The organism is Photorhabdus kleinii, from assembly GCF_025384885.1.
GTDB lineage: Bacteria > Pseudomonadota > Gammaproteobacteria > Enterobacterales > Enterobacteriaceae > Photorhabdus > Photorhabdus kayaii.
In genome coordinates this window covers 1-1,270 of the sequence record NZ_JAJAFY010000136.1, presented here as the reverse complement: position 1 = coordinate 1,270, position 1,270 = coordinate 1, and the positions used below count along the sequence as shown (strand labels likewise).

General features: G+C 58.0%; 1 pseudogene. It reads right to left on the bottom strand.

The features are described 5' to 3' along the window. A pseudogene (locus tag LG003_RS22985) lies at positions 1–1,270 on the bottom strand (S-layer family protein); the annotation flags it as partial.

Below are 1,270 nucleotides of genomic sequence, written 5' to 3'. Positions count from 1 at the left end.
TCGGTAGTCCCATCCGGCAAGGTCACGGTTTGGTTCGTCAGCCAGATAATATCTGAAGTCAGCAGCGCCATCTGCGCCGGACTCAAGGCGACACCCGGCGTTAACTGTTGCTGTTGGCCAAAGGCAATTCCGGCATCCATCAGCGCTTTAAACTGCGCTTCATCGTTGTTGTAGCCGGGCAGATAGCGTCGGCCGGTCAGTTGGGTGATTTGGTCGCGCACCAGCCGCTGTTCATAGAAGCCGTCCCCTAACCGTTTGTGGACCCGCGCCGGGTCATGCGTTAATTGTTGCCGCATATATTCCGAGCCCAGCCACTGTTTATACTGGGTGAATTTCGGGTCGGTCTCGACCAGATAGTGGCTGTCGCTGCCCGGTTGCACGGTATACAGGCTGTTATCCGGCAGGCGGGTGTTAGGAGTCACCACGCGTATCACCGGGTCGATTGTTTGCCCTTTCACCGTTTCCGGGGGCAGAGACAGTTCAAACGGCTGACCGGGGGGCAAGACCAGCGGCTGGTCGTTTATCCCGCTCACCGGTTTGACCGCCGTGGGGGCCGCGTGAATCTGGCCGGTCTGTCGGTCTGTGAGTGTGATATCGGTGCCCTGTGGACGGGTATGAGCCTGCCAGGCCAGCGTTTTCAGGTCAATCGTTTCTGTCACCGGCGCGGGGTGATAACCACTGCGGCTTTTTCCCTGCGAGGTTTTGGTGCCGAACCGGTGCCAGCGTTTGGTTTTTTTAGCATACCAGTGGGTCTGGCGACCTTTATCGGTGGTGATACGTTCGCCCTGAGTGGCGATATTATGCAGCTCGCCGATTTCCCCGCCTAACGCGCCGCCGGCGACAATCTGGCTGTCGTGATTGGTGACCTGCGCGCTGTTGAGCGTGATATGGCCGCCCGCCAGAATTTTACCCGGGTCACTCTGTTTAACCTGAGTTTCATTAACGGTCCGGGTGTACTGATATTCGTAAAAGTTATTACTGCGGCTGCCGTCCGGCATGATGGCATCGTGCACGCCGTGTTTGTTGTGGCGGGAAGTGTCCACTTGCGACCAGTCATAGCGGGTGGTCCGGCCGCTCAGTACCGCGTCGTGATGCGGCGATTTTTCCGTTTCGACGACCTGCGTCACCAGACCGGCGTTGGTGTTGTTAATCCGGTCGGCCTGAATGTTCAGGTTGTTCCCGGCTTCAATCGTTGCCGCGTGGTTATTGAGCTCACGCGCTTGACCCGTCGCTGTCAGGTTGTTGTCCAACTGGCCGCCAATGCGCATAT